The following is a 25933-nucleotide window of genomic DNA, read 5'->3' as shown; positions in this document are numbered from 1 at the left end:
GCCACGGCCTCACCCCATGGTACGGGCACCAACCAGGGTGGGCTCGCCGGGCCGCCCCACAGGGGCGTGGGCGGTGTCACCGACCGGCTGAGCCGCACGGTCGCGACCAGCACGATCAGGCGTCCACCACCACCCGGCCACCCGTCCGGTCCGGCTATCCCCTGGCCGGGCTCGCCGACACCTTCGCCCCCTTCTTCAGGAAGCCCATGTCCTGGTAGACCGGCGTCTGGAAGCCGAACGCACCGACGTTCACCAGGTCCTTGCGGGCCCCCACGATCTGGGGCCGCTGGTACAGCGGCAGCGAGCCCGCCGACGCCCAGATCCGCGAGTCGGCCTTCCGCAGCAGTCCGTCCGCCTCGTCCTCGTCCAGCGCCCCGAGCGCCTGGTCGAAGAGCTGGTCCACCTGGTCGGTGCCCACCCGCGTGTAGTTCTGCCCGACGTTCAGCGACCCGTCCGCGGCCGGTACCGGCTTCGCGTAGATCGGCCGTGCGTCGGTCGCCGGGAACGCGGACGAGGGCCACGAGTACAGGGCGAGGTCGTACTGACCGGAGGCGATGTGGTCCTTGAAGTAGCTCTCGTCGGAGACCTTGATGATCTCCGTCTGGATCCCGACCGTCGCCAGCATCTGCCGGATCCGCTCTGCGACGTCCTGGAGCGTGTCCGAGCCCGGCCCCGACGGCAGCACGAACCGCAGGCTCAGCGCCTTGCCGTCCTTGGCCAGGGGCGCGGCCGCGGCCTGCGCTCCCCTGGGTGCGGCGGTGCCCTTCGGGGCGTACGCCCCGGGCGCCCCGTGGGCGTGGTCCCTCTGGTGGTCGCGGGTGCCCTTGTCGTCCGGGGTGTCGGGGCTCTTGTCGTCCTCCCCGACGATGTACTGCCCGTCGCTCCCGCCTCCGCCCGAGTCGTCGCCCTTGTCGCCCTTGTCACCCTTATCGGATTTGTCGCCCTTGCCGGTCTGCGCGCCGGCCGCCTTCTCCCCGGCCTTGATCGGCCCTCCGGCCACCCATCCCGCGTCGGCGAGCAGCGCCTGCGCCTCATGGGTGTCGAGGCCGCCGATCGTCCCGCTGCTGTCGGCGTAGGCGGCCTGCCCGGACAGGGCGAGGTGGCTGCCGACCGGCACCGCGGGCAGCCCCAGCGGGGTCAGCACCAGCTTGGCGAGGGTCTTGCGGTCGAGGGCGCGGGCGACGGCCCGGCGCACCCGCTCGTCGGCCAGCGGGCCCGCGGAGCCGTTCAGGGCGAGCTGCGTATAGGCGGGTTCCAGGGACTTGCGGACGTCGACGTCACGCAGCTCCTGCTGCTGCTCGAGCCACTTCGAGATGGTCTGGCGGAGCTTCTTGGGCCCCTTGGGCAGCCGGTCCTGGTCCATGCCGAGGGCGAGTGCCCAGGAGCGGAGCTTCTTCGCGGAGGTCTTCCCGGCACCCTGCAACGGCGTGCCGCTGCCCTTGTCCCGTCCGGCGAGGGCGATCCGCTGGGCCTCGGCGGCGTCGATGTCGGCGACGTCGACCGTCCCGGCGGCGAGCGAGGCGGCCCGCTGGTCCCGGCCCACGGCGTGCAGGTCGATCTCGTCGAGCTTGGCCGGGCGGCCCCACCAGCGGGGGTTGCGGGTGAGGACCACGTCCTTCCTGGCGGTGTCGACCTTGTCCACCTTGAAGGGACCCGCGGTGACCGTGAGCTTCCGGCGGGCGCCGTCGTTGAAGGCGTCCGGGGTGCCCATGACCTCCTTGGGGTACAGCGGCGAGAACAGCGACCTCCAGTCGGCGTAGGGCCGCTCGAAGGTGACCCGGACCTCCAGGTCGTTGGCGCCGCGCTCGATCTTGCCGATGCGGTCGTATCCGGCGTTGCGGGCGGTCCAGTAGGCGGAGTCCTTGCCGGACAGGGCACGCCACTGGGCGGCGAAGTCGGCGGCGCCGATCTCCCGGCCGTCGCTCCAGACGGCCTGCTGGTTGAGCTTGTAGAGGACCACCTGGCGCGGCTCGGTCTCGATGACCTTCGCGGACTCCAGGTAGTCGGGGTCGCGGACCGGACGGCCGGTGGCGTCGATGGTGAACATCGACGGCAGCACGGCCTGGGCGACCCGGGTGGTGCCGGCGTCGGCGTCGGCCTGGAAGGTGTTGAGCGTCTCCGGTACGGCGTCCACGGCCCACTTCAGGGTGCCGCCCTCGGCGACCGCGTCACGGGCGACCGCCGCGATGTCCTGTCCGGCGAGCGGCTTGCTCCCCTCGTCGTCGGAGCCGCAGCCCGTGAGGAAGGGCACCGCGAGCGCGCCCGCGGTCAGGAACGTGACGGAACGCATGACCGCACTGCGGCCAGGCCTGGGTCCGACGCCGTGGTGAGACATCTCTGCTACCTCCGGGAGGCCCGGTGACACGGGTGTGGTCTGTTCACATTTGGGGGTATTTTGGAGTTGATCACATCTACGCCACAAGTACGGACCCCACTGAAATGGACGGGGTCCACCGGCCGGGGCCGACACGGCGGCGGGGGGCGTCAAAGGCCACCCGTGCGGCGCAACGCCCGCCCGGGGCGGCGAGCGGGGATCCACACCCGCCCCGGCGCCCGCCCCCGGCGCACACAGAGCGCGTGCGGGCGCGCGACCCAGGTGTGCAATCCGCCAATCGCTGCACACGCCTTCACACCAGCAGGTGTGACGCGCAACACTCGCAGGCGCATGAACGTCGCCGCCTTGGACACCGAAGTCCGCGGAAGTGAGGTCACGTCATGTCCGTGCACGACGACCTGACATCAGTACAGCGCTGTCTGGACGATCTGAACCGGTCCGTCGGCCGCCTGGAGCAGCAGCTCGGGCGCGGCGGGCTGGAGATGCGCCGCGTCCGTGCCGACGCCGATCACCTGCGCGAGAGCGTGGCACTGCTGCGGGAGACGGCCAGCGCCGGCGCCCCGAGCAAGCGACCCGAACTCGTCACCATCTCCGACGCCCCCTACGACATCAACCTGTGGACGGACACGGACGACGAGGGTCTCGGCGCCCGCGACCGGCACGCCCCCTGAGAGGCGTGACGGCACCGCCGACAGGCGTGCCGCCCGCAGGCCCGCCCCCGAACCGACCGGAGTCATCCATTGGCCACTGGTACGGAACCACATCAGAACAGCGGCGGCGTACGCACCCGTACGCGCGCCGCGATCTCCGCCCCGCACCTGCGGACCGACCGCTGGTGGCTGGCGCCCGCCGTCACCGCGGCCGGTCTGTTCGCGTTCGTCGTCTACTCGACCTGGCGGGCCTTCGCCAACGCGGACTACTACTCGGCGCCGTACGTCTCGCCGTTCTACTCGCCGTGTCTGGCCGAGAACTGCAGGACCATGCCCTCGGGCCCCAACGCGGACCTCTTCGGCGGCTGGTGGGCGATCTCCCCGGCGATCATCATCCTGATCTTCCCGCTGGGCTTCCGCCTGACCTGCTACTACTACCGCAAGGCGTACTACCGCAGTTTCTGGGCGTCCCCGCCCGCCTGCGCGGTGGCCGAACCGCACGCGAAGTACTCCGGTGAGACCCGCTTCCCGCTGATCCTGCAGAACCTCCACCGGTACTTCTTCTACTTCGCCCTGCTGGTCGCCTGCGTGCTGACCTACGACACGGTGCTGTCCTTCCGGGACACCCACGAGAACTGGGGCCACATGGGCCTCGGCACCCTGGTCTTCCTGGCCAACATCGTGCTGATCTGGGCGTACACCCTGTCCTGCCACTCCTGCCGGCACATCGTGGGCGGCAAGCTCAAGCACTTCTCCCAACACCCCGTGCGCTACCGGGCGTGGCAGTTCGTCGGCCGGCTCAACGCCCGGCACATGCAGCTCGCCTGGGCGTCGTTGGTGAGCGTGGCGCTCGCCGACTTCTACGTCTACCTGCTCGCGTCCGGTGTCTTCGACGACCCGCGACTCTTCTAGGACTGGGGCATGTGATGACATCGGTGGAGCGGCAGCAGTGGGACGTCGTGGTCGTCGGCGCCGGCGGCGCCGGGCTGCGCGCCGCGATCGAGGCGCGCGAGCGGGGCGCCCGTACGGCGGTGATCTGCAAGTCGCTGTTCGGCAAGGCGCACACGGTGATGGCCGAGGGCGGCATCGCCGCGGCCATGGCCAACGCCAACGAGCACGACAACTGGCAGGTCCACTTCCGGGACACCCTGCGCGGCGGCAAGTTCCTCAACCAGTGGCGGATGGCCGAGCTGCACGCCAAGGAGGCCCCGGACCGGGTCTGGGAGCTGGAGACGTGGGGCGCCCTGTTCGACCGTACGAAGGACGGGAGGATCTCCCAGCGCAACTTCGGCGGCCACGAGTACCCGCGCCTGGCGCATGTCGGGGACCGCACCGGACTCGAACTGATCCGGACCCTCCAGCAGAAGATCGTCTCGCTCCAGCAGGAGGACAGGAAGGAGACCGGCGACTACGAGTCCCGGCTCAAGGTCTTCCAGGAGTGCACGGTCACCAGGATCCTCAAGGACGGCTCACGGGTCAGCGGCGTCTTCGCGTACGAGCGGGAGTCCGGCCGGTTCTTCGTCCTCGAGGCGCCCGCCGTCGTGGTCGCGACCGGCGGCATCGGCAAGTCCTTCAAGGTGACGTCGAACTCGTGGGAGTACACCGGCGACGGGCACGCGCTCGCCCTGCTGGCGGGGGCGCCCCTGCTCAACATGGAGTTCGTGCAGTTCCATCCGACGGGCATGGTCTGGCCGCCGTCGGTGAAGGGGATCCTGGTCACGGAGTCGGTGCGCGGCGACGGTGGGGTGCTGCGCAACTCCGAGGGCAAGCGGTTCATGTTCGACTACGTCCCGGACGTCTTCAAGGAGAAGTACGCCGAGTCCGAGGAGGAGGGCGACCGCTGGTACGAGGACCCGGACCACAACCGGCGCCCGCCCGAACTGCTCCCCCGCGACGAGGTCGCCCGGGCCATCAACTCCGAGGTGAAGGCGGGCCGCGGCTCCCCGCACGGCGGGGTCTTCCTGGACGTGTCGACACGGATGCCGGCCGAGGTGATCCGGCGCCGGCTGCCCTCCATGTACCACCAGTTCAAGGAGCTGGCGGACGTCGACATCACCGCGGAGGCGATGGAGGTCGGGCCCACCTGCCACTACGTGATGGGCGGGGTCGCGGTGGACTCCGACACGGCGGCGGCCCGAGGGGTGCCGGGGCTGTTCGCGGCCGGTGAGGTGGCCGGCGGGATGCACGGCTCCAACCGGCTCGGCGGCAACTCGCTGTCCGACCTGCTGGTGTTCGGGCGCCGGGCGGGCTGGCACGCGGCCGACTACACGGCGGGCCTCGGCGCCCGGCCGGACGTGGACGACGAACAGATCGACGCGGCGGCGGCCGAGGCGCTGCGGCCCTTCTCGGCCGAGAGCCAGGAACCGGACTCCGGGCCGCCGGAGAACCCCTACACGCTCCACCAGGAGCTCCAGCAGTCCATGAACGACCTGGTCGGCATCATCCGCCGGGAGGGCGAGATGGAGCAGGCCCTGGAGCGGCTCGCCGCGCTGCGGGTCCGGGCCCGCCGGGCCGGGGTGGAGGGGCACCGCCAGTTCAACCCGGGCTGGCACCTGGCTCTGGACCTCAGGAACATGCTGCTGGTCAGCGAGTGCGTGGCCCGGGCGGCCCTGGAGCGCACCGAGTCACGCGGCGGCCACACCCGCGAGGACCATCCGACGATGGACCGCGCCTGGCGCCGGATCAACCTGCTCTGCCGGCCGGCCGACCCCACGGGCGGGCTCGCGGCCACCGACCCGGTGCGCGGCCAGATCGACCTCGTCCGCGAGACCACCGAACCCATCCGCGCCGACCTGCTCGCCCTCTTCGAGAAGGAGGAGCTGGTCAAGTACCTCGCCGAAGAGGAGCTGTACGAATGAGCGGCTACACGGCCCACTTCCGGGTGTGGCGGGGCGACGTCGAGGGCGGCGGCCTGGAGGACTTCGAGGTCGAGGTGAACGAGGGCGAGGTGGTCCTGGACATCATCCACCGCATCCAGGCCACCCAGGCCCCCGACCTGGCCGTCCGCTGGAACTGCAAGGCGGGCAAGTGCGGTTCGTGCTCGGCGGAGATCAACGGCCGGCCGCGCCTGATGTGCATGACCCGGATGTCCGTCTTCGAACCGGACGAGACCCTCACGGTCACCCCGCTGCGCGCCTTCCCGGTGATCCGCGACCTGGTCACGGACGTCGGCTTCAACTACCAGAAGGCCAGGGAGGTCCCGTCGTTCGTGCCGCCCGCCGGAGTGGGCCCCGGCGAGTACCGGATGTTCCAGGAGGACGTGGACCGGTCGCAGGAGTTCCGCAAGTGCATCGAGTGCTTCCTGTGCCAGGACACCTGCCATGTCGTCCGCGACCACGAGGAGAACAAGACGGCCTTCGCCGGGCCGCGTTTCCTGATGCGGGTCGCCGAGCTGGACATGCACCCGCTGGACGCGGCCGAGGCGTCCGGCCTGGACCGCAAGCGCACGGCCCAGGACGAACACGGTCTCGGCTACTGCAACATCACCAAGTGCTGCACGGAGGTGTGCCCCGAGGGCATCCACATCACCGACAACGCGCTGATCCCCCTGAAGGAGCGGGCCGTCGACCGCAAGTACGACCCGCTGGTCTGGCTCGGCTCGAAGATCAGGAGGCGCCCCGCAGGAGGCTGAGCACCTGCCGGAGGCTGGACTCGGCGATGTCCCGCATCGGTTCACGGTCCGGGAAGTCGCCGTCCAGCAGCCTGAGCGGCCCGGCGACCAGGTTGAGGTGCATCGCCAGCCGGTACAGCTCCATCCGGTCCTCGTCGAGGTCGGCGGTGCGCAGCACGTCGTAGGCGGGCCCGAAGCGCAGCCGCAGGAAGACGTGCTCCCACTCGGCGTCGAAGTACATCAGGCCCTCGATGTCGATGAGCGCGGGATCGCCCTCGTCGGTCACCAGGACGTGGTCCGGGCCGAGTTCGCCGTGCACGAGGGAGGCGCTCTCGCGCGGCTCGACCGCGTCGTACAGCTCCCGGACCCGCTCCGACAGCGCCTGGCGGACCTCCCGTACCCGGGGGTCCCGCTCGGCGAGCTCCACGATGTCGCGCACGGCACGGTCCGCGACGACCTGCTCGCAGGAGGTGCCGAGCGGCTTGGCGCCCTCCTCGACCAGGGCGGCCTTGCCGTATCCGGGGGCGGTGCACTCCCGGAGCACGCCGAGCGTGCCGGCCAGCCGGGCCAGCGGCACCCGGGCCGCGCCGGGGTCGCTGCGCAGCAGCATCTCCAGGCTGCCGCCACGGACGTCCTCGACGACCGCCGCGAAGACGGGCAGGTACTCGGCCTCCTCGTCGGCGAAGAGCAGACGCGGGGTGCGCACACCCAGCTCGGTCAGCCGGTCGTGGGCCGACAGGAAGAGACCCAGCCCGGAGGCGTGGGCGAAGGGGTCGCGGATGTCGGTGTCGGCCGGGCCCCAGTAGTCCTCCTCCGGGGACCAGACGTAGGCGATCGCGGTCCTGCCGTTGTCGAGGGCAAGCCGGTAGACGCCTTTCTTGGAGCCACCGCGCAGCCGGGTGACGGTGGCGGGGGCACGGCCGAGGGCCGCGCGGGCGAGCGGAGCGAGGTCGTCACGGGTGAGGTGGGCACGAGCGGTTGTCATGACGTACGAACCCAGTCCTTCCGATAAGAGGTCCAGTCATCCTCGGTGGCGGCGAAGTCGACGTACAGGGCGACGCCGAAGTTAGCGCGATCCGCGTCCGTGCGGGACAGTCCCAGCCGAACCCCTCGCACGGCCGCCGGCACGGTCTCCGCGTGCGCCCAGTGGCCGAAGCGGTTCTCGTGGTAGAAGGGCAGGCCCATCAGGAGGTCGGTGTCCGCCGGTGTGACCTCCAGCGCAAGGCTGGTCTGCTGCGCGACGTACCCGCCGTACAGGCTCTGCAGGGGCTGCATGGTGTCGTACGACATCACCGCGATCTGGTCCACCCGGCGGGCGACTTGCCCGAAATACTCCTGTGACCACCATTTGGGATGGCCGGTGACGGTACCCCAGAAGGAGTGAAAGGCGGGGAGCGGATCGATCTGGTGTGCGGCGACGGACAGCAGCGGGGTCACCGGCCGCAACGCGTCCAGGAGGGCCAGGTAGTCGCGGTCGCCGGAGCGCAGGGGCTCCAGGTCGAAGTGGACCCCGTCGAAGCCGGCGGCGATCACCTGGCGGGTGGAGGCGACGACGGCGGCACGCGTCCGCGCGTTCTCCAGATGCATGGCGTACGGCTTCTCGGGCGCGACCTCGTCCCCGAGCCAGGCCTGAACGCGGACGCCGGGAAGTTTTCGATGCACGGCCGTTATCAGCCAACGGGCCTTGGGGTAGTCCGTTCTGGGCAGCGTGCCGTTGTGTTCCAGCGGCCCGGCATGGACGTAGAGGTCGCGTATGCCGGTGTCCGCGAGCCGGGCGGCGAGGGCGGTGACGTCGGCGTCGGTCCTACGGCCGTCGACCCAGGCGTGCCCGAGCCAGATGGCGTCCCTGTCCCGGGTGCGGGTGCCGGGCTCCGGGTCGCCGGTGAAGTTGATGCGGAGGGCGGTCTCGGCGATGAGGAGCGGGAGGACCAGGAGCAGGACGGCGGCGAGCCCGACCCGCCTGGCCCAGCGGATCCGGGCGGCTCTCCTGCGGACCCCCGGCGCCTCCGGCGCGCCCGCGCCCTCGGCCTCGCCCGTCCCCGCCGGTTCGGATTCCGCTGCCATCGCCCGTACCCCTCTTCTCGTCGACGCCCGCCCGTCCCCACCCCGGTCGCGAAGCCGACTTGCTGCCCATACGCTCCGAAATGTGACGTCATCCTTGATCCGGGGCCGTCCGAGGCACGCCACCGCCCGCATAGGTGTGCGGGTGGGGCATGCCGTGCTGGGCGGCGTGACCGGAGCGGCCTGGCTGGTGTTGCCGGTGATGACGACCACCGCTCAAGATCCGGTTCCCGCGGCGGCACGCGAACCGGTCGCCACGGCGCGGGCTGACGGGGCGTCCACCGCCGATTACGTCATGCCGCTGGTCGCGGTGGCGGCCGCCGGCGCGCTGGGCGGCTACGGGTACGTACGGCGGGTGCGGCGGGCCCGTTCGCGCACCACCCCGGGGATCGTCTCCACCGCCCCGCCGGTTCCGTCGCCGGTGGACGTCGAGCGTCAGGCGCGGGCCGCCCTGGTCCTGGCCGACGACTGCGTCCGCACCAGCCGCCAGGCGCTCGGGTACGTCGACGGCGGCGATCCTGCCGCGGAGGCCCTGCGGACGGCCGAGACCGAGCTGTCGGCCGCGTTCGCGATATGGCGGCGGTACGAGGAGGGGATACCCGGGGACGACAGGGGCCGGCGGCAGGCGTTGGCCGGAGTGGTCGGACGGTGTGCGGAGGCGGGGCGGCGACTGGACGCGGCGGCGGAGGGATTCGACGCCGAGTGGGATGCGGGGGACGCACTGGCGGTGGCCGAGGGACGGTTCCGGGAACTGGCCGCGCGCACGGGCAAGGTGGCGGGTGCGCTGACGGAGGCCGGCGAGCACTACGGGAGCGGGGCCGTCGCCGCCGTGCTGGGGTACGTCGAACAGGCCAAGGACCGGCTGGTGTTCGCGACCGGACGGCTCAACCAGGCCCGCCGGGACGCCGACTCGGGCGACGGCGACGGGATGCGCCGTGGGGTGTGCGCCGCCGAGGGGGCGGTGGCCCAGGCCGGGGTGCTGCTGGGCGGGGTGGCCGGGCTCGCGGCGGAACTGCGGACGGCGGCGGGCCTGGTGCCGGCCGCGCTCACCGGGGCGGAGAAGGAACTGGCAGGCGTCCGGGAAGCCGCCTCGCCGTCCCGTCTGGCCCACGCCGACACCGTGCTGGCCGCGGTGCGTGAGGAGCTGACCGGGGGCCCGTACGATCCGCTGGACGCGCTGCGCCGGGTCGTACGGGCGGTGGAGGGCGCCGGGGGCGGGCGCTCCGGGGTGATCTCCGCCGGAGCGGAGCTGGTGGCGCGGAGCGCGCTGGGGGCGGCGGACGACTTCGTGGAGGTGCACCGGCGGGCGGTGGGGGCGGAGGCGCGGGCGCTGCTGGCGGAGGCGCGGCGGGCGGCTGCCGGGGACGCGGACCGGCTGGCGCGGCGGGCCCGGGAGCTGGCGGGGCGGGACGTACGCGCCCATGGCAACCCGTACGCGGGAGAGGCGGCCCATGAGAGCGGCCTCGCGGGTGCGGTGCTGGGGGGCGTGCTGCTGGGCGAGGAGGCGGACGGGGGGCCGGTGGTGACGTTCGGCGGCCCGCAGACGCGAGCACGACTGCGCTGACCGGCCGCAGCGACTGCGGGCCGGTGGGGGTCGTTCGCGCGGTTCCCCGCGCCCCTGAAGGGCGCGGGGCTGCGCGAGGATCGACGGCGCCGCACCCGTGAACCGGTCCGCGCCACCTCTGTCAGAACAGGCTGAGCAATGCCTCCGCCGGGTCGGTGAGGCCTGTTTCGCCGTCCGGGAGGGGCAGTTCGAACCACACGGTCTTGCCGCGCGGAGTGCGCCGTGAGCCCCACGCCGCGGAGAGCAGTCCGACCAGCTGAAGCCCCCGCCCGCCCTCGTCGGTGTCGCGGGCGCGCCGCCGCCGCGGCTGGACCAGGCCGGAGTCCCACACCTCGCACACCAGCGTCCGGTCCAGCAGCAGCCGTAGCCGTATCTCCCCCTCGCCGTACCGCAGCGCGTTGGTGACCAGCTCGCTGACCAGCAGCTCCGCCGTGTCGACCAGCGGCTCCAGGTCCCAGCTGAGCAGCTGGCCGCGCGCGTACTCACGGGCCCGGCCCACACTGCGCGGCTCGCGCGGCAGCGTCCAGTCGCCGACCGACTCGGCCGGCAGCCCTTGTACACGTGCCATCAGCAACGCGATGTCGTCCTCGCCGTGGTGCGTGTCGAGGGTGTTCAGGACGTGGTCGCAGACGTCCTCGAGGGGCTGGGAGGGGTCGGTGAGGGCTCCGACGAACGCCTGGAGGCCCTCGTCCAGGGGATGGTCGCGGGACTCGACGAGACCGTCCGTGTAGAGCGCGAGCAGCGCGCCCTCGGGGAGTTCGACCTCGACCTCCTCGAAGGGCTCGCCGCCGACGCCCAGCGGCATGCCGGGCGGCACGTCGAGCATCAGCGCGTCCTCGCCCGGTTCCACCAGCACCGGCGGCAGATGGCCGGCGTTGGCGAAGGTGCAGCGCCTGGTGACGGAGTCGTAGACGGCGTACACGCAGGTCGCCAGGTAGACCTCGGAGAGGTCGGCGTCGCGGGGCTGGCGGGCCGTCCGGGTGGCCTGCTGGACCCCGCCGGGAGTGCCGAGGCCGCGGGCGATCTCGTCCAGCGCCGAGAGGACCTCGGCGGGTTCGAGGTCGAGCAGGGCCAGGGTGCGGACCGCCGTGCGCAGTTCGCCCATCGCGACGGCCGCGCGCAGTCCTCGGCCCATCACGTCACCGACCACCAGCGCCGTGCGGTGGCCGGGGAGTTCGATGACGTCGAACCAGTCGCCGCCGACCTCGGTCGCCGCGTTGCCCGGCAGGTAGCGGCACGCGATGTCCAGTCCGGAGGCCTCCGGGTCGCCGGGCGGGAGCAGGGACCGTTGCAGTATCAACGCGCGTTCGTGCTCACGGCGGTACAGGCGCGCGTTGTCGATGCAGACGGCGGCCCGGGCGGCCAGCTCGACGGCCAGGTCGCGGTCGCGGTCGCCGAACGGCTCACTGCCCTTGGTGCGGGCGAACTGGGCGAGGCCGACGACCGTGTCGTGGGCGACCATCGGGACGGCGAGGGTGGACTGGACGAGGCCGCCCTCCTCGGCCGGCACATGCTGCGGGCGGGCGGTGCGCAGGGCGTCCGCGCAGGGCGAGTTGAACGGGTAGTGGTGAACCGCGCCGACGGCGACCGGGGCACCGCCGCCCACGAAGGGCGCGTCGGAGACCGCGCTGGCGAACGCGACCCGGCGCAGCTCCGCGCTGCCGTCGGAGAGCCCCGGCGGCCGCTCGTCGCCCGCCAGCAGGCCCTGGTAGAGGTCGACGGTGGCGAGGTCGCAGAAGCCGGGCACGACCACGTCGAGGAGTTCGCGGGCGGTGGTCTCCAGGTCGAGGGAGTTGCCGATCCGGGCGCCGGCCTCGTTGAGGAGGGCGAGATTCCGCCGGGCCGCGGCGGCCTCGCGGGCGGCGGCGCGGCGGGCGGTGATGTCCAGTCCGAGCCAGGCGATACCGATGGGGCGGCCGGTGCCGCTGTGCACCCGGTAGAGGTTGATGGACCAGTGCCGGCGCTCCTCGGAGCCCGGCACGAACCCCGTGACGTGCATGTCCGTGATGGAGTTGCCGGTCTCCAGGACCCGCCGCAGGGTGGCCGCGACCCGCTCGGCCTCCGAGCGCGGCAGATAGTCGTGGACGCCCTTGCCGCGGTGGTCGTCCGGGCTGCCGCCGAAGACGGAGGAGAACCGTACGTTGGCGCGGCGGATCCGCAGGTCGGGGTCGATCAGCAGGAAACCGAAAGGAGATTGACCGAATATCGACTGCGAGGCGGCCAGGTCGGTCTCGATGCTGCGTAGGGTGCGGACGTCGACCACGATGCACACGGCCGCGTTCTCGCCCTCGGCGGTGCGGGTGGGCATGACGTAGACCTCGGCGAGGCCCTCCTCGCCGCGCTCGCCGTCCGCCGTGTCGGGCATCCGGAAGGGGACCACGCCGGTCCACTCCCGCCCGTCCAGGATCTCGGCCATCTTCCGCTGGCCGTGCTCGCGCAGGTCCGCGTCGACGAACGCCTCGATGGGATCCATGCCGACGGCCCGCTCCGCCGGGATGCCGAAGATCTGCTCGGCGCGCAGGCTCCACTGGTCGACCAGGCCGCCGGCGCCGATGGAGAACGAGGCGACCTTGATGTAGTCGTAGATCGAGCCGGGTGGGCTGCTCTGCCACATGGCGTCGCCGGGGGCCGCGGCTGTCTCCGCGGTCCCCGCCCTCACGCCGTCCGACGGGTCCTCGGACTCCGTGGCCTTAGCTGGTATCTCGCTCACGCGAACCGTCCCCTCCAGCTCACCGCACCCGGCACCGGTCACCGGGGGCGGCTGCCCGCAGTATCCAGCACTACGGCGCCGCCTGACACGGTGTTCACGATCACAGCACGGTCCCGACTGTTTCCGGACCGGGCCGTGACAACACTTCCAGTCTTCTAACCAGGGAACACGCCCTCGAACCACCCACTCCGGTGCCCATTCCCCGGCCACTCCCGAGAGTGGACGGCGTAGCACTGCGTGTACACCCCGTTCACCCCGCCAGGTCGGGCACCGCGAGCTCGAACCAGACCGTCTTGCCGGTGTCGCCGGGCCGGGTCCCCCACTTCCACGAGGAACCGGCGACCAGCTGGAGGCCGCGGCCGCTCTCGTCGTCGGGGCTGGCGGCGCGTTCGCGGGGCGGGTCCGGGAGCGGGTCGGAGACCTCCACCCGGAGGGTACGGCCGAGGTCGGCGGGGCGTACCAGGCGGACACCGATGGGGCCGGTGGCGTGCCTCAGCGAGTTGGTCACCAACTCGCTGACCAGCAGTGCGGTGATGTCGGCGAGGGTGCCGAGGCCCCAGCCGGTCAGTTGGTCACGGACCGCGGTCCGGGCGGTGCGCACGGCGCCCGGTTCCGCGGGAAAGGTCCACTCGACGGTGTCACCTTCGGTGTCGATCACACCGATCACTTCCCAGTCGCTTCCCCGGTTACGAGCCCGGCTCTGTCCGGTTTCATGGGGTTAATTGGCACATACCCGATTACTGGGGGGCAGTACCGCACGGAAGGGCGCACTGTGGGACGAACGGCTTACGCCGGGGTGGCCGAGCGCCGCCCGGGCGCAGGGGGTGCCGGTGCCGGGCGGCTGCGACCGCGCCGTCGCCGGTCGCGCCCGCGCGGCGGCAGCCGCACGTCCCGTACGGCCCCGCGCCCCTATGCCTCGGGGCTTCGCCCCGTACTCAACCGGTCGGCCACCTCGCGCACCGCCGGGACGTCCTGGTCCAGCCAGTCCACGGACCAGAGTTCGTCCGGGGCCAGCCAGCGCAGTTCGTCGTGGTCCTGGAGGGGCGCGGGGGCGGCGGAGGCGGGGCGCAGGCGGGCGGTCCACACCTGGAGGGCGTACGGCTCCCGCAGCGGCCACTCGCCGGGCACCCGCGCCAGCACCTGCGCCCGCACGCCCAACTCCTCGTGCAGTTCGCGCGCCAGGGCCTGTTCGGGGGTCTCGCCGGGCTCGACCTTGCCACCGGGCAGTTCCCAGCGGCCGGCCAGCTCCGGGGGTGCGCTGCGGCGGGCCGCGAGGAGGCGGCCGGCGTCGAGCAGGGCGGCCCCGACCACCACGATCCGTTCGCTCATGGCCGGAGCCTACGGGAGGCGGTGCGGGGTCAGTTGCGCGTGCCGTCCCCGCTGCCGTTGCCGAAGCCGATGCGCTCGACCCAGTAGAGCTGCTTGTGTCCGCGGTCGTCGAGACTGTCGGCGATCTTCTGCGCCTCGGCCCGGGTCGCGTACCGGCCGACGCGGTAGCGATTGCCGTTGTCGTCCTGCCGTATGACGAGCCAGGGGAGAGAGACCGTGCCTTCCGTCATCGCACCCCTCCGTCTCTCCCGGCTCCCGCCCGTCCCCGCCCCGCTAAGGAAACCGCACTCCGCATATGCCCGAGCGTACGCCTAACCTTTACGCAGCGAATACGGCTTTTCACAAAGAGGTACGCAACCAGCCAGAACGGTGGGGGCGCACGATGACGAATGCGCCGTGCGCACAGCGGGCACTTCCCGTCGGAGGCATGCCGCGGACAGCCCGGACCACCTGGGAGAACGGCCGGATCGCAACGGCCGGTCCGAGATCCCGACAGAGACGGTGAAGACGTCAACTATCGCAAGGGTGTGCGCTACTTCACGGGCAGGTGGTACGCGGCACGGTACCGGTCGGCCGGGATGACGACGTCAGCCGTCTCCACCGGGCGGCCGGAGGCGTAGTACGTCCGCTGGATCACCAGGACCACATGGCCGGGGACACCGCCCAGGGTGAGCAGTTCCTCGGCGAGGCCGGGGCGGGCGCCGACCTCCTCGGTGACGTTGTCCACGATGACGTCGATGGCCCGCATCCGCTCGACGACGCCCATGCCTCCCAGGGGCCCCTCCTCGGGCAGCATCACGGGGGTGCGGCCGGTGACCGCGAGGGGCTCCCAGGAGGTGGAGAGCATCATCGGCTCGCCCGCGTCCCGGAACAGGTACCGGGTGCGCATCACCCGGTCCCCGGCCTGGATGCCGAGCCGGTCGGCGATCACGGCGCCGGCCACGGCCTGCTCACTGCTGGACTCCCAGGTGCCGCGCGCGGCCGCCTCGGACTGCTCCTGCCGGAACGGGGTGGCGCCGCCGACCGGCCGGAACCCGGAGCGGGCCACCCGGCGGGGGACCGGCCGCTCCCGCACGTAGGTCCCGGAGCCGGAGCGGCCCTCGACCAGCCCCTCGGCCATCAGCACCTTGCGGGCCTCCAGGGCGACGGTGTCGGAGACGCCGTACTCCTCGCGGATGCGGGCCTGGGAGGGGAGCCGGGTGTGCGGTGGCAGCGAACCGTCGACGATCTTCTTACGGAGATCACCCGCGACACGCAGATACGCCGGCTGCTCACCGAAAGTCACTGGCCGCTCCCATCAGGTTGTACAGACAGCAACAGCCTGGCAACCGTGGGTTCCGCCACGCAAGCAAAGGCCAGAGAATCACTCGATGTGATGACATACGGCCGGGGAACGCTTTACGCAGGCACTTTCTCCCCGCTATGGCCGCGGTCACACCTGCATGCCGGAGCCACTTCCTCCACTGCCGGACTCGCCGCCTCCGTCGCCGTACGCGGGCGGGGTGGCGAAGAGGCCCAGAGCATCGCGTACGGTCACCGCGCGGTGCGGGTCGATCAGCTTGTACCCCTTGTCATAGTGCGCGTAGAAGGTGTCGACGTCCGCCGCCTTCGCCGCCTTGGCCCACTCGACGCGCGCCTTGTCGAGGTCGGCGGCGAGGGCGCGGACCGGCCGCCCGGTGGCGGCGGTCCACTCGTACGAGCGCAGCATCGCCGACTGCTTGCCGAGCGCCGTGGCCACCCGGCCCGCCCACGCCTTGTTCCCCGGCAGGTCGTCCTCGACGTACTCGGCGTCCGGCGCGGAGTCCAGGGCGGCGTTCAGGACGTGCGCGGCCTTGAGGTAGGCGACCTGTTCGGGACTGTAGGAGCCGGCGTCGTCGCGGTAGGAACTGGTGAGCTTCTCCCCCTCCGTGGCACTGCCGAAGGCGCAGACCACGCTGCGGTCCCCCGCGGCCCAACTGTCCTCGCTGGGCGTGAAGTAGTACACGGCGACGTCGTCGGGGACCAGCCAGAGGTCGAAGGCGTAGGTGTCCTCCAGGGCGTAGCAGCGGCGGTCCGCCGTCTCGCCGGACGCGTCGTCACCCGGGTAGTCGGCGCCCTTGAGGTCGTAGGTGGCGAAGACCTCGCCGTCGTGGGCGTCGTCACAGCCGACGTGCGTGACGTCGGTGACGAGGTCGCCGTTCAGGGAGCCGTCGGGGGTGTCGAAGCAGTCGCCGGTGGACAGCGAGAGGCTGGAGCTCTCGCTCGCGCCCTCCTTGACGCCCTCCCAGAAGTCGCCGGCGCCGCCGGTGGCCAGCAGCAGCACCCACACGGCCAGCCCGATTCCGGAGAACACCGAGCCGACGACCGCCATCGCCCTGCCGCGCTCACCGCGCCTGCGGATCTGGCTCAGCGCGACCAGTCCCAGCACCAGCCCCACCCCCGGCAGACAGCACAGCAGTCCGAGCACGAGGGAGGCGATGGCCAGGCCGTTGACCGGCGCGGGCACGACGTAGGGGCTGTAGCCCTGACCCCAGGGCTGGTACGGCGAGGGGTACGGCGGCTGCTGTCCGTACGGACCCTGCGGGTACTGCGGGTACTGCGGCGGGCCCGTCCGGGGCGGCTGGTAGGGCCCTTGTGGCTGCTGGGGGCCGGGAGGCGGAGGTATGGACACCGGTACCGTGCTCCTGAGGGGGCGTCTGGCCGCGTGAAACGCACGGCTGAACTGATGTACGACTGCGCGCATCGTAAGCGCGCCGTCAACGGGGGCGGAATGAGGGCCGTGCGCGCCACCGTCCGGGTCGGCGCCCGCTTCGACCGGCCGAGTACTCCTTGGGGGACGACGAATGAACGAGACCGTCAGCGCCGTCAACGCGCTCACCGCGGCATGGGCGCAGCGGACCAGACAGGGCACGGTCTTCTCGGCCGCCGGTGTCTGGCCGCTGCTGGCCTTCCTGGCCGAAGGCGCCGCGGGCCCCGCCCGGGACGAACTGACCCGTGCCCTGGGGCTGCAAGCCGACCATGCGGCGGCCGGTGCGCGGGAGTTACTCGGCGGGCTCGCCTCGATGCACGGTGTCGGGGCGGCCCTCGGACTGTGGACCGACCGTGCGCTGGAACTGGACGGGCGGTGGGCGGCGGGGCTGCCCGCCGACGCGCACGGGGTGCTGGCCGCCGACCCCGCGGCCTCCCAGGAGGCGCTGGACGCATGGGCGGCCGAGCGCACCGAGGGGCTGGTCGAGCGGATGCCGGTCAAGCTGGCCGAGAGCGCCCGGATGGTGCTCGCGACCGCGCTGGCCCTGCACACGGAGTGGCGGCAGCCGTTCCTGGAGACCGTGCTGCGGCCCGGCTCGGGCCCCTGGCGGGACCGCACTCTGGCCGGCCTGCGGCGCAGCAGCGTACGGCCGGACCGGATCGGGGTGGCCGCGGGCCCGGACGGCCGCGTCACGACGCTGAAGGTGCCGGGCGGCAACGCCCTGGACGTGCATCTGCTGCTCGGCGAGGAGGGGATGGCGCCCGGCCAGGTGCTGCACACCGGCATAGGCGTCCTGGAACGCACCCTGCCGGTGACGACCGGCGGCCGGCTCCCCTACGGTCCGGCGGGACCCGGGGTGGCCGTGGAGCGGCTGCCGTCGGCCACCCCCGACCCGGTACGGCTGGATGTGACGACCGTCGGCTTCCAGGTGCGCGCGGACCACGATCTCCTGCAACTGCACGGCCTGTTCGGGCTCTCCACGGCCGCCGACGCCCGCGAGGGGCACTTCCCCGGGATCAGCGCCGCGCCGCTGGCCATCGGGGCGGCCGGGCAGTCCGCCGTCGCCGAGTTCGGGCCGCTGGGGTTCCGGGCCGCGGCGGTGACGGCCGTCCTCGCGGCGCCGGGCGGCGGCCCGCCGCGGCACCGGCACGAGTCGACGGTCGTGCGGGCCACCTTCGACCGCCCGTTCGGCTTCCTGGCCGTGCACCGCGACAGCCGCCTGATCCTGGCGGCGGGCTGGGTGACGGATCCGACTGCGGCGGGCTGAGCGCCGGCTCCGCAACCGTGGCGGGTCCTCGCGGGTGCCGCCCCGGGCGGGCGCGGCCGGGTCCTGCGGTGGCCCGGGGCACCGGGTCACGCCCACCGCGGTGTCGTCCGCGGCGGGTGCGGCCTCGGCGGGCGCCCGGTCTCCGGTTCGGGTTCACCTCACCCGCGTACCCCCTCGGTGATGCGCAGCCTGATCGTGCGGGCCTCCGGGCGCAGGGCGAACTCGGGCCACACGTCCGGTCCGCAGGCCCGGGAGCCGAGACCGTGCTGGGCCGCGTCGATGATCAGGTGGCTGGTGGTGGACTCCGGGAGTTCGAAGGGGTGGGCGGCCCGGGCGAGCTGCTGGGGGGTGTGCCGGGCCAGGGTGAAGCCGGGGCGCCGTCCCCGGGTGTCGGGGAGCGCCGTGAGGTGCAGTACCGCGGTGTCGGCGCTGGTCAGGGTGAGGCGGCGGAGCCCGGAGCGGTGGCCGGTCTCCTGGGGGCGGGCGTATCCGGCCGCGAGGTCCGCGACGGCGGCGGAGAAGCGGCCGGTGCGGGCCGCGCGGAGGCTGTCCGGGTAGGACTCGTGCGGGCCCAGGCCGAACCAGTCGGCGCCGTCCACCGGGGCCGTTCCGTCCGGCAGTTCGAAGCTCACCCCGATCCGCGGCCAGACCGTCGTCCAGCCCCGCGAGGGCTCGATCTCCACGCGCAGTTCCAGTTCGCCGTCCTCGACCGTCCAGACCGACTCCACGGTCACCGACAGCGCGGAGTGCGCGGCGGAGACCCGGTCGACGGTACGCAGGGCCTCATCGGTCCGTGCCACGCCGGTCCGCCGTGTCGTCAGCCGGTCGAGTCCGGCGCGGCGCCACAGCTCGGCGCTGGACACCTCGGGCAGGGCGTCGTCGCTGCCCTCCAGCCGGTCGGAGGTGCCCTCGTCGTTGTCGGTCGGCGCCCGGAACAGCTCCAGCCGCGGCCCGGTGACGGCGCGTCCGCCGAGGCGGGTGAGGGAACCGCCGGTGAACTCGGCGATGCCGAGGGTGAGTGTGCCCTCGTCCGGCCGCCAGCCGGTCCGGCGCCGGACGGCGGGCACCGGCCGCCGTACCGAGCGGTCCAGCTGGGCGGTGGCCACCTCGTGTCCCGCGGGCGCCCAGGAGGTCTCCGCGGCCAGCACCGCCTCGACCGTCAGCCAGGTCTCGGCGTCCGGCGCCACCGGGACCGCCGGCAGCGGCACCCGCCCCGACTCGCCCGCGGCCACCGGCGCGACCTTCAGGTCCCCGGACGCCACGAGGACGCCGTCGTGCTCGGCCCGCCAGCGGAAGAGCAGGTCGGAGGTGTCGGCGGAGTGCCGCAGGTTGGTGACCGTGAGCCGGTCGCCGTCGACGGCGAAGCGGACCGGCTGCACGACCGCCTTGAACTCGTGGAGGCCGGGGGTCGGCACGTCGTCGCTCAGCACCATGCCGTCCATGACGAAGTTGCCGTCGTGCACGACCTCCCCGAAGTCGCCGCCGTAGGCGTAGTAGGGCGTCCCGTCCGGGGTCCTGGCCAGGATGCCGTGGTCGCGCCACTCCCAGACGAAGCCGCCGTGCAGCCGCGGGTGCCGGTGGACCAGTTCCTCGTACTGGTCGAGGGCGCCGGGTCCGTTGCCCATCGCGTGGGCGTACTCGCACAGCAGGAACGGCCTGGTGCGCTGCCGGGCGCCCTGCGCGGGGGTGCAGCCGAGCAGCGGGGCGCGGGAGCCGTCCGTGCCGATCTGCTCGGTCTCGGGGACGGTCGCGTACATCCGCGAGTAGACGTCGGTGTACTCGCCGGTGTAGTCGCCCTCGTAGTGCACGGGACGCTCGGGGTCGCGGGCGTGCACCCAGGCCGACATGGCGGCGAGGTTGGCGCCGGTCCCGGCCTCGTTGCCGAGCGACCACATGACGACGCCGGGGTGGTTCTTGTCGCGCTCGACGGTGCGCTCGATGCGGTCGAGGCAGGCCGCGCGCCAGGCCGGGTCGTCGGTCGGGTTCCCGTGCCAGCCCACGTTGTCGAATCCGTGGGTCTCCAGGTCGCACTCGAGGACGACCCAGAAGCCGAGTTCGTCGGCGAGGTCGAGCAGCCGGGGGTGCGGCGGGTAGTGGCTGGTGCGGATGGCGTTCACGTTGAACCGCTTCATCCGCGCCAGGTCCTCGCGGGCGTGCGCCTCGTCGAAGACCCGGCCGCGCTCGGGGTGCGCCTCGTGCCGGTTCATGCCGTGGAAGACCACCCGGCGGCCGTTGACCAGGAAACGGTCACCACGGATCTCGACGGTACGGAAACCCACCCGCAGGGCTATGGTCTCGGCGGCCGACGCCACGGTGACGTCGTACAGCCGGGGTTCCTCGGCCGACCACGGCTCCACGCCCGGGACGTCGAGGGGCGTCACGTCGGCCGGCGTCTGCCAGACCCGCTCGACGCCCAGTTCGGGGATACGCAGGGTGACGGGGAACGCGCCGGCGCCGGCGGTGATCTCGGGGTCGATCCGGCCGTGTCCGCCGGCGTAGCCGGGGCGCAGCCAGACGTCCTCGACGCCGCCGACGGGGCGGGCGAGCAGGGTGACGTCCCGGAAGATGCCGGGCAGCCACCACTGGTCCTGGTCCTCCAGGTAGCTGGCGGCCGACCACTGGTGCACCCGGACGGCGACGACGTTGTCACCGGGGCGGACCGCGGAGGTCACGTCGAACTCGTGGGCGAGCCGGCTGCCGCTCGCGCTGCCGATCTCGACGCCGTTCACCCACACCTTGAACAGCGACTCCACACCGTCGAAGCGCAGCAGCACCCGCTCGGCGTCCGGCCAGTCCTCGGGGAGGACGAAGTGGCGGCGGTAGTCGCCGGTGGGGTTCTCGTCGGGCACGTGCGGCGGGTCGATCGGGAACGGGAACTGGATGTTGGTGTAGATCGGCCGGCCGTAGGCGCCGTCGCCCTCCAGCACCCAGTGCGCGGGCACCGGGATGCCGTCCCAGCCGTGGTCGTCGTAGTCCTCGGCCGCGAACTCCTCGGCGACGGCCGCCGTCGGCGACAGCCTGAAGCGCCAGTTTCCGTTCAGCGACAGGGCGGGGGCGTCGGAGTGCAGCCACGAGCGGGCCGGGCGCAGGGCGCCACGCCAGGGAGCGGTGTCCGATACGTACGCGGAGTGCTCGGAGGGCAAGAGTTCACAACTTTCTGGATGAGGGGGGTGTTGTGCCGCTAGCGGAGGACGACGGTGCGGATCTCCCAGGGGCCGAGGGAGAGGGTGAGCCCGTCCTCCGTCACCGGTTCCGCGGCGATCGGCCGGCCGAGCAGGTCGACGGTCCCGGCTTCGGTGAAGGCGCCGGTCACCCGGACCTCCGTCGCGGTGTCGCGCAGCGCGGCGAGCCGCACCTCGGTGCCGGGCCCGTGCTCGGGGTCGGTGACCCGGCGGATGCTGGACACCTGGACGTCCCGGCCCTCGACCCGCACGCCGGTCGCGTCGGGGGGCAGCCCGCCGCCGCCGGGCGCGGTGCCGCGGGTGACCAGGACGCCGGCCCTGAACTCCTCGGCGAGCGCGACCGCGTCCGCGTCCCGCCAGCCGCCCGCCGAGGGCAGCACGGCGAACCGGTTCTCGATGCGCATGCCCAGGTCCTGGGCGCCGGGGACGGGGATCTCGCTCGCCGCGGGTTCGTCGCGCAGGGGGTGCAGGTTGACACTGATCGAGCCGATGGCGCGCAGCAGGGTGAGGGCCAGGGCGGAGCCGCCGTCGACGAGTTCGTACTCGGCGGAGTGGTCCAGCAGGACGGTGGCCGGCCCCGCCGACACGAAGGAGCTCGCCGGGAAGGTCGGCAGGGGGTACTCGCCCCAGCCGCCCTCGGCGGTCAGTCCGCGTTCGGTGACGGCGAACTGCCCGGCCGACGCGGAGGCCGTGACGGGTTCGGGCAGCGGCACGTGGAAGCGCAGCCGGTGGTCGGCGCTCCGGTTGAGGAACGCGGTGGAGATCCGGACGAACGGCTCCCCCGCGCGGAGCTCCACCACCATGTCCACGGGGGTCGCGGCGGTACGGCCGTCCCGCCGGTCCCGGTCCTCCGTGGCGAGCGCGGCCGGCCAGTCGTAGACGCGGGTGACCCGCAGCCTGGCCCGCAGCGGGCCCCGGTCCAGGAGTTCGACGCCGACCCGGGCCGGCTCGGAGACGAGGACGTCGTGGGCGGGCGGGGCGTAGTTGTAGCTGTCGCCCCGGTCGCCGCCGTCGACCAGCCGGCCGACCCCGGACAGGACGGTGCCGTCACGTCCGGTCACCTCCAGGGTGCCGTCGGCGGCCACGGTGACCTCGACCAGGCCGTTGGCGAGGCGGTCGGATGCCGCCGTCACCGGCCGCGCGGCCAGGTCGGTGGGGCGGTCGGCCGGCTCGACCCGGAAGGCGGCCAGTCCGGCGGCGGGGACGGGCACGGCCACCACCGCGGTGGCCCGGGCCTGGGCCAGGGTGCGCACCCGCCACTCCCCCGGGTGGGCGGCCGCGGCGGCGGCGACCTCGCCGCGCAGGGTCATCAGGTCGAAGGGTCCGTCCGGCGCCTCGGCGAGGTGGAAGACCAGGGAGTTCGGGGTGAGTTCGTAGTGGTCGATGAGCAGGCCGAACAGCTCCCGGCGGTGGATGCGGCGCAGCACGCGTTCGAGCTGCGAGGCGTCGTGCCGCTCGTCGCTGAGCACGGTGGGTGCCTCGGAGACCAGCTGGACGGGGTGCGTGGAGCCGTCGGCGGTGGTGGCGACCAGCGTGCGCCCCTCGGGGGCGGCGACGACGTCCACCTCGACCAGTGCGGTACGGGGCACGGGCAGCGGGTTGGCGACCAGGTGGCCGTCGCTCGGGACCAGGGCGGCGGGCTCGGCGAGGGCCGCGTCCCGGACCGCGCGGGCGGTCTGCGCGGCCTCGGCGAGGCGGGCGGCGACCTGGTCGCAGGTCTCGTCGGTGCCGGAGCCGACCACCGAGTCGTGGGCCGTCGACTCGACGATCTTGTGCCAGGCGAGGGCGAGGAAGTGCGACTCGTCGCGCCGGGACCACAGGGCGTTCATCCGCTCGGCGTGGTCGACGGTCCGCTCGGCGAGGGCCATCCGCTGCTTGAGCCCGAGCCGCACGGACAGCACGCCCGGCAGGATGTTGCCCCGGACATGGCTGCGCAGCTCACCGGTGACGACGGCGGTCACCTCGTCGCGTACGTGCCCCCGGAGGTACTCGTCGAGCGTGGCGACGGTGATCGGCCGCTGCTCGCCGGAGGCCCGCCGCAGCCAGTCCGCCAGCTTCGGGTCGGGCGCGTTGTGGTCGGTGCCGGCCATGGCCAGGAGCGGGTCGCCGCCCCAGCGTCCGGCGGTCTGCTCGGCGTACTCGGCGAGCGCCTGCCGGATCCGGTCCGGTACCAGCAGGACGTCGAGTCCGTTGTCGTACCCGTCGAAGAGGAACTCGGTGCGGACCTCGGAACCGTCGGGGGCGCGCCAGCGGAAGGCGTGGCCGTCGACCGAGCCGGGCACTCCGCGCCACAGGGCCGCGTGCTCGATGCCGGCGCGGGCCAGGATCTGCGGCATCTGCGCGACGTGGCCGAACATGTCGGGCAGGTAGCCGATGGGCATGGCCCCGCCGAGCCGCTCCGCGGCCGCCCAGCCCATCTGGAGGTTGCGGACGATGGTCTCGCCGGTGCAGAGGAACTCGTCGAGCAGGATCAGCCAGGGCCCGACGGCCAGCCGGCCCTCGCGGACCAGGGCGGCGACCCGGTCGCGGTTCTCCGGGCGCATCTCCAGGTAGTCCTCGACCGCGGCCATCTGCCCGTCGACGGTGAACCGGAAGTCCGGGTCGGCGTCGGCGGTGGCGAGCACGGTGTCGAGGGCGGTGACGAGTCGGTGCCGGAACACCTGGAACGGCTCGTACCACTCGCGGTCCCAGTGGAAGTGGGGCACGAAGACGGCGGAGTCGGGCATGACGGGAGGTACCTTCCGGGTGGTCACTTGAGGGAGCCGGCGGCGAGGCCGGTCCGCCAGAAGCGCTGGAGCAGGATGAACACGATGATCACGGGCACGATCGACACCAGTGAGCCGGTGATGATGGACTGCTGGAGCGCCGGGGCGCGGGCGGTCTGGCCGTTCCACTCGTACAGGCCGAGCGTGATCGGGAACAGGGACTCCTTCTGCAGCATCACCATCGGCAGGAAGAAGTTGTTCCAGATGGCCACGAACTGGAACAGGAAGATGGTCACCAGGGCCGGGGTCATCAGCCGGAACGCCACCGAGAAGAACGTCCGGAACTCGCCCGCCCCGTCCAGCCGCGCCGACTCGATCAGCTCCTGCGGGACCGCCGCGTTGGCGAAGATCCGCGCCAGGTAGACGCCGAACGGGCTGACGATGCTCGGCAGGAACACCGCGAAGTAGGTGTTGACCAGCCCGGTCGCCGAGAACAGCAGGAACAGCGGCAGGGCGAGCGCGGTGGTGGGCACCAGGACTCCGCCGAGGATGACGGAGAACAGGAACTCCCGGCCGCGGAACCGGAACTTGGCGAGGGCGTAGCCGCACAGCGCGGAGATCAGGGTGCCGACGGCCGCGCCCAGCACCGCGTAGATCACGGTGTTCAGGGCCCAGCGGCCGAAGATGCCGTCGCTGCGGGTGAACAGGACGTGCAGGTTGTCGAAGAGGTCGAAGTGCGAGAACGCCAGCCCGTTGGTGGTGGCGAGGTCGCCCTGCGGCTTGGTCGCCGCGACGACCAGGAAGTAGACCGGCAGCAGGAAGTAGACGGCCAGCAGCAGCATCAGGCCCATGGCCGCGGTACGGCTGACGCGGCTCTCTTTGATCACGGTGGGGTGGTTGCTCACAGTCCGGCCTTCTTCGAGGTCAGTCGCATGAACCCGAAGCTCAAGACGAAGGTGATGACGGCGATGACGACGGAGATGGCGGCTGCCTGCTGGTAGTTGTTCCCGGAGGCCACCGTGTAGGCGAGCATGTTCGGGGTGAACGTGCTGGAGATGTTCGAGGAGATCTGCCGCAGCACGGCGGGCTCGGCGTACAGCTGCAGCGTGCCGATGATCGAGAACACCGTGGTCAGGACGATCGACGGGGCGATGATCGGTACCTTGACCCGCCAGGCGATCGTCCAGTTGGAGGCGCCGTCGATCTTCGCGGCCTCGTAGAGCTCCTGCGGGATCGACTGGAGCGCCGAGAACATGATCAGCATGTTGTAGCCGGTCCACAGCCAGGTGGAGACGTTCGCGGCCGACCAGAGCACGGCACCCGGGCCGAGGAAGTCGGGGTGCAGCCCGACGCTGTCCAGCAGGTCGACGACGGGGCTGAGCTGCGGCGAGTAGAGGTACGACCACATGATCGCGGCGATCACCCCGGGCACCGCGTACGGCATGAACGCGGTGATCCGGAAGAACGCCTTGACCCTGAGCAGCGGGGTGTCCAGGAGCAGCGCGATGATCAGCGCGACGAACAGCATGACCGGCACCTGCACGATGCCGAACAGGCCGATCCGGCCGATGCTGGACCAGAACTCGGTGTTCTGGAACACCTGGCCGTACTGCTCGAAGCCGCCGAAGGTCGTGTACGAGGTGCCGTACTGTCCGCCGCTGCGGCGCACCACGCGGAAGCTCTGCCACAGCGCGTAGCAGACCGGCACCAGGTAGAAGAGCAGGAACGGCAGGAAGAACGGGGCGACGAAGGCGGCGATGGTGCCCGGCCGGGGGCCGCCGCCGTCGAGACG

The 25933-nt window shown here is 72.5% G+C and carries 19 protein-coding genes; 6 read left to right on the top strand and 13 right to left on the bottom strand.

Features of this window, described 5'->3' with window-relative positions; genetic code table 11:
• Positions 1-154: 154 nt before the first annotated feature.
• Positions 155-2335: an ABC transporter family substrate-binding protein gene (locus tag ACFXI4_RS16695; RefSeq protein ID WP_384991151.1), complete on the bottom strand. Its 2181-nt coding sequence runs from the start codon at positions 2333-2335 to the stop codon at positions 155-157.
• Between the two features lie 380 nt (positions 2336-2715).
• Here ACFXI4_RS16695 and ACFXI4_RS16690 point away from each other — a divergent pair, with 380 nt between their 5' ends.
• From ACFXI4_RS16690 to ACFXI4_RS16675, 4 genes are all read left to right on the top strand, one after another.
• Positions 2716-3006: a hypothetical protein gene (locus ACFXI4_RS16690; RefSeq protein ID WP_384991149.1), complete on the top strand. Its 291-nt coding sequence runs from the start codon at positions 2716-2718 to the stop codon at positions 3004-3006.
• A gap of 69 nt (positions 3007-3075) precedes the next feature.
• The gene (locus tag ACFXI4_RS16685; RefSeq protein WP_362713008.1) at positions 3076-3897 is read left to right on the top strand and encodes a hypothetical protein; all 822 of its coding nucleotides are present in this window, start codon (positions 3076-3078) and stop codon (positions 3895-3897) included.
• Positions 3898-3911: 14 nt separating this feature from the next.
• Positions 3912-5843 (top strand): fumarate reductase/succinate dehydrogenase flavoprotein subunit, encoded by a 1932-nt coding sequence (locus tag ACFXI4_RS16680; RefSeq protein WP_362713007.1) that lies wholly within the window; start codon positions 3912-3914, stop codon positions 5841-5843.
• Positions 5840-6616, top strand: coding sequence for a succinate dehydrogenase/fumarate reductase iron-sulfur subunit (locus ACFXI4_RS16675; protein ID WP_384991145.1), 777 nt, complete (start codon positions 5840-5842; stop codon positions 6614-6616). Before ACFXI4_RS16680 ends, ACFXI4_RS16675 begins: the two co-directional genes overlap by 4 nt.
• On the opposite strand, the gene ACFXI4_RS16670 is transcribed toward ACFXI4_RS16675, so the two are convergent.
• Complete coding sequence (locus tag ACFXI4_RS16670) at positions 6591-7580, bottom strand: phosphotransferase family protein (protein WP_384991142.1); 990 nt, start codon at positions 7578-7580, stop codon at positions 6591-6593. The two genes, ACFXI4_RS16675 and ACFXI4_RS16670, sit on opposite strands and share 26 nt — an antisense overlap.
• Positions 7577-8659: a hypothetical protein gene (locus tag ACFXI4_RS16665; RefSeq protein WP_384991140.1), complete on the bottom strand. Its 1083-nt coding sequence runs from the start codon at positions 8657-8659 to the stop codon at positions 7577-7579. The genes ACFXI4_RS16670 and ACFXI4_RS16665 overlap by 4 nt, the downstream gene beginning before the upstream one ends.
• Before the next feature lie 82 nt (positions 8660-8741).
• On the opposite strand from ACFXI4_RS16665, the gene ACFXI4_RS16660 reads away from it, so the two are divergent.
• The gene (locus tag ACFXI4_RS16660) at positions 8742-10220 is read left to right on the top strand and encodes a hypothetical protein (RefSeq protein ID WP_384991138.1); all 1479 of its coding nucleotides are present in this window, start codon (positions 8742-8744) and stop codon (positions 10218-10220) included.
• Positions 10221-10341: 121 nt separating this feature from the next.
• Here ACFXI4_RS16660 and ACFXI4_RS16655 read toward each other — a convergent pair whose 3' ends face one another.
• The 6 genes from ACFXI4_RS16655 to ACFXI4_RS16630 all read right to left on the bottom strand — a co-directional run bounded on the left by ACFXI4_RS16655 (position 10342) and on the right by ACFXI4_RS16630 (position 16909).
• Positions 10342-12930, bottom strand: a complete 2589-nt coding sequence (locus ACFXI4_RS16655) for a SpoIIE family protein phosphatase (protein ID WP_362729375.1) — start codon at positions 12928-12930, stop codon at positions 10342-10344.
• Between the two features lie 250 nt (positions 12931-13180).
• Complete coding sequence (locus ACFXI4_RS16650) at positions 13181-13597, bottom strand: ATP-binding protein (RefSeq protein ID WP_384991135.1); 417 nt, start codon at positions 13595-13597, stop codon at positions 13181-13183.
• 242 nt (positions 13598-13839) lie between these two features.
• The gene (locus ACFXI4_RS16645; RefSeq protein ID WP_384991133.1) at positions 13840-14259 is read right to left on the bottom strand and encodes a (deoxy)nucleoside triphosphate pyrophosphohydrolase; all 420 of its coding nucleotides are present in this window, start codon (positions 14257-14259) and stop codon (positions 13840-13842) included.
• Between the two features lie 29 nt (positions 14260-14288).
• Complete coding sequence (locus ACFXI4_RS16640; protein WP_362732701.1) at positions 14289-14489, bottom strand: SPOR domain-containing protein; 201 nt, start codon at positions 14487-14489, stop codon at positions 14289-14291.
• Between the two features lie 302 nt (positions 14490-14791).
• Entirely contained in the window at positions 14792-15544 is a 753-nt protein-coding gene (locus ACFXI4_RS16635) for a GntR family transcriptional regulator (RefSeq protein ID WP_384991131.1), read from the bottom strand.
• 147 nt (positions 15545-15691) lie between these two features.
• Positions 15692-16909 (bottom strand): DUF4190 domain-containing protein, encoded by a 1218-nt coding sequence (locus tag ACFXI4_RS16630; protein ID WP_384991129.1) that lies wholly within the window; start codon positions 16907-16909, stop codon positions 15692-15694.
• Positions 16910-17081: 172 nt separating this feature from the next.
• On the opposite strand from ACFXI4_RS16630, the gene ACFXI4_RS16625 reads away from it, so the two are divergent.
• On the top strand, positions 17082-18254 hold the full coding sequence (locus tag ACFXI4_RS16625; protein ID WP_384991127.1) for a serpin family protein: 1173 nt from the start codon (positions 17082-17084) through the stop codon (positions 18252-18254).
• 158 nt (positions 18255-18412) lie between these two features.
• On the opposite strand, the gene ACFXI4_RS16620 is transcribed toward ACFXI4_RS16625, so the two are convergent.
• The 4 genes from ACFXI4_RS16620 to ACFXI4_RS16605 form a co-directional block, all read right to left on the bottom strand.
• On the bottom strand, positions 18413-21397 hold the full coding sequence (locus ACFXI4_RS16620) for a glycoside hydrolase family 2 TIM barrel-domain containing protein (protein WP_384991124.1): 2985 nt from the start codon (positions 21395-21397) through the stop codon (positions 18413-18415).
• A 38-nt stretch (positions 21398-21435) separates the two neighbouring features.
• Positions 21436-24162, bottom strand: coding sequence for an alpha-mannosidase (locus ACFXI4_RS16615; RefSeq protein ID WP_384991122.1), 2727 nt, complete (start codon positions 24160-24162; stop codon positions 21436-21438).
• Between the two features lie 23 nt (positions 24163-24185).
• Entirely contained in the window at positions 24186-24992 is an 807-nt protein-coding gene (locus ACFXI4_RS16610; protein ID WP_362728280.1) for a carbohydrate ABC transporter permease, read from the bottom strand.
• Between the two features lie 50 nt (positions 24993-25042).
• A partial coding sequence (locus tag ACFXI4_RS16605) for a carbohydrate ABC transporter permease (RefSeq protein WP_384991120.1) occupies positions 25043-25933 on the bottom strand: 891 nt, incomplete at its 5' end.

Source organism: Streptomyces sp. NPDC059224, assembly GCF_042754285.1.
In the GTDB taxonomy this organism is placed as follows: domain Bacteria; phylum Actinomycetota; class Actinomycetes; order Streptomycetales; family Streptomycetaceae; genus Streptomyces.
The sequence above is the reverse complement of the archived record's forward strand: the minus strand, read 5'-3'. Positions and strand labels throughout refer to the sequence as shown.

Coding starts and splice junctions, on each gene's coding strand:
- ACFXI4_RS16640 (WP_362732701.1), bottom strand. CDS start 14,489: ATGACGGAAGGCACGGTCTCTCTCCCCTGGCTCGTCATACGGCAGGAC.
- ACFXI4_RS16690 (WP_384991149.1), top strand. CDS start 2,716: ATGTCCGTGCACGACGACCTGACATCAGTACAGCGCTGTCTGGACGAT.
- ACFXI4_RS16695 (WP_384991151.1), bottom strand. CDS start 2,335: ATGTCTCACCACGGCGTCGGACCCAGGCCTGGCCGCAGTGCGGTCATG.
- ACFXI4_RS16680 (WP_362713007.1), top strand. CDS start 3,912: ATGACATCGGTGGAGCGGCAGCAGTGGGACGTCGTGGTCGTCGGCGCC.
- ACFXI4_RS16610 (WP_362728280.1), bottom strand. CDS start 24,992: ATGGGCCTGATGCTGCTGCTGGCCGTCTACTTCCTGCTGCCGGTCTAC.
- ACFXI4_RS16665 (WP_384991140.1), bottom strand. CDS start 8,659: ATGGCAGCGGAATCCGAACCGGCGGGGACGGGCGAGGCCGAGGGCGCG.
- ACFXI4_RS16645 (WP_384991133.1), bottom strand. CDS start 14,259: ATGAGCGAACGGATCGTGGTGGTCGGGGCCGCCCTGCTCGACGCCGGC.
- ACFXI4_RS16625 (WP_384991127.1), top strand. CDS start 17,082: ATGAACGAGACCGTCAGCGCCGTCAACGCGCTCACCGCGGCATGGGCG.
- ACFXI4_RS16670 (WP_384991142.1), bottom strand. CDS start 7,580: ATGACAACCGCTCGTGCCCACCTCACCCGTGACGACCTCGCTCCGCTC.
- ACFXI4_RS16615 (WP_384991122.1), bottom strand. CDS start 24,162: ATGCCCGACTCCGCCGTCTTCGTGCCCCACTTCCACTGGGACCGCGAG.
- ACFXI4_RS16675 (WP_384991145.1), top strand. CDS start 5,840: ATGAGCGGCTACACGGCCCACTTCCGGGTGTGGCGGGGCGACGTCGAG.